Source organism: Nostoc sp. UIC 10890 (genome assembly GCF_054786515.1).
The window spans coordinates 1-1,852 of the sequence record NZ_JBSGKF010000123.1 but is presented as its reverse complement, the minus strand read 5'-3'; the positions used below and the strand labels follow the sequence as shown (position 1 = coordinate 1,852).

At 42.1% G+C, this 1,852-nt stretch carries 1 pseudogene; it reads right to left on the bottom strand.

Annotated features, from left to right (window positions below):
* Positions 1 to 1,852: pseudogene (locus ACWATR_RS39720) on the bottom strand (hypothetical protein); the annotation flags it as partial.

The following is a 1,852-nucleotide window of genomic DNA, read 5'->3' as shown; positions in this document are numbered from 1 at the left end:
GGCGAAATTAGAAACTTTTTTAGCGATCGCCTGGGGGTTTGCGTTTTCTTTTCTTGCAACTTCGAGTTCATCTTGGCGGGATGCACAGATGTTCCAAGCGGCGGCGGCGGATGCAAGTTTTTCTGACTCTGGGATTTTCGCGTAAAATGCGAGAGCCGCCTCTTGTGCCTTGTCGAAAAGTAATTTAGTTTGGCTTCTAGTAAGTTCTGGTTTTAGTTCTAGGAGTTTAGCTCCCTGCATGGTCATCCCCGATTTGAGGTTGTGGTCAGTCACAGATTGTTGGCTAACTGTCCCCAGGTTGCGGTAGGCGGGTTTCTTATCCGAACCTTTCTCACCATTGATTTGTGCAACTGCTAGTAATTTGTGGGGGCGTTCTTTAGTTCGCCATTTCTCTGGTATTTCGTCTAGGCGAATGTTCAACGTTTGGGCTTTCCAAATCAGAGGATGTTCGTAATGGGTGAGATTGGTAATTTCGAGTTGGCAAGACTGTGGAGTTTGGATGATTGCTGATGGCCCTTTCTCGGTTTCCCGCCGTCGCTCCATACGTACCGCAGCGTTGAATTTCTGATCAAACTCGTACTTGGCGGCGATCGCTGCAAATTTCTGCTGTGGTGTAAATTCTACTCCTTTGAATAAGTCTTTAAACTGGACTATGGGACGCGATTCTAACTGTGATTCTTGGAAATATTTATTGGTTTGGCTAATTAATAATTCTACTGGTGAGTAACCCTTTGGTGTTATCCCTGTGCTTAAATAAACTGAACGCGACTTTTTATCTTTAATATAATTAACATCACGATACAAGTAGCGGCTGTTTTCCCGGATTTTATCCATCTCAGGTTTTTTAGCACTTTTGAATAAATCAACCGCTATTTGGTTTTGATAACATCCTTCTTCAATCATGCTCCGGTACATCAAGCGGTTAAGATCCATCGCTTGATGCATATTTTCTGGGGTTCTTTCAGAATGAGCAAGTTCAACAAACCCTTGCATATAAAGCTTGTATTCTTCTCGAATTAACTTTGGATCTTTCTGGCGTTCTTGCTCAAACAGGGTTTCGTAATGGTTAGAAACTTGGTCTAGATAATTTGACTGTTGTTCGATAGTTCCGTAAGTTTTAAGTACCTCAATTTCCGATTCTAATGCCTCTAGTGCTGTCACTTGATTGTTGATTATGCCTACGCTGATGCTATCGCTCATGTGGATAGCGATTTTTTCAAATGGGGGCTGGCTTCCATCGCTGGGATCATAAAATGACTGTTTTTTGAGCTTAACTGTGGGGGAATAGGCGTTTTGGGGAAGATTTCTTCGCTCTGCCTCTGCCGTTAAGTTGGGATATAAACTGGCTTTTGCCACACCAATGCAGTCACCATCAAAATCTCGTGCTTGGCGTTCTGATTCTGTTTCTGCTGGGTCAACTTCGCCAACATCAATACCTTGGGCTTCTAACTGTGCAATTCTTTGATGTATGCGCTTGTGGTCTTCGTCATTGACTACAATTATGCCTTTTAAGGGTTCACCGTCTGGCCCTAGTTGATCTTCAACATATTTATTATTAGAAACACACAAACCATTAGAATTCAGAAAAGGAGAACGGAAGTTAAGAACTTTTTCTTGTTCGTCAAGCCAAGGAACACAAATTTCACCATTTTTGAGTTCTTTGGATGGAATAATCATCCCTCGGTCAAAAGTAAGCGTTTTCCCCAGAGCTATATCTCGCCATTGGCTCTGTACAAACCGACTTAATTCCTGTTTAACTTTTTCAGTTTCTAATAACTGCTGATGACCAAGTAAGTCAGCTTTGATGAGCTTGTACATGAACAAGTCATCTTTAGTACTCTCGTCATCTAAT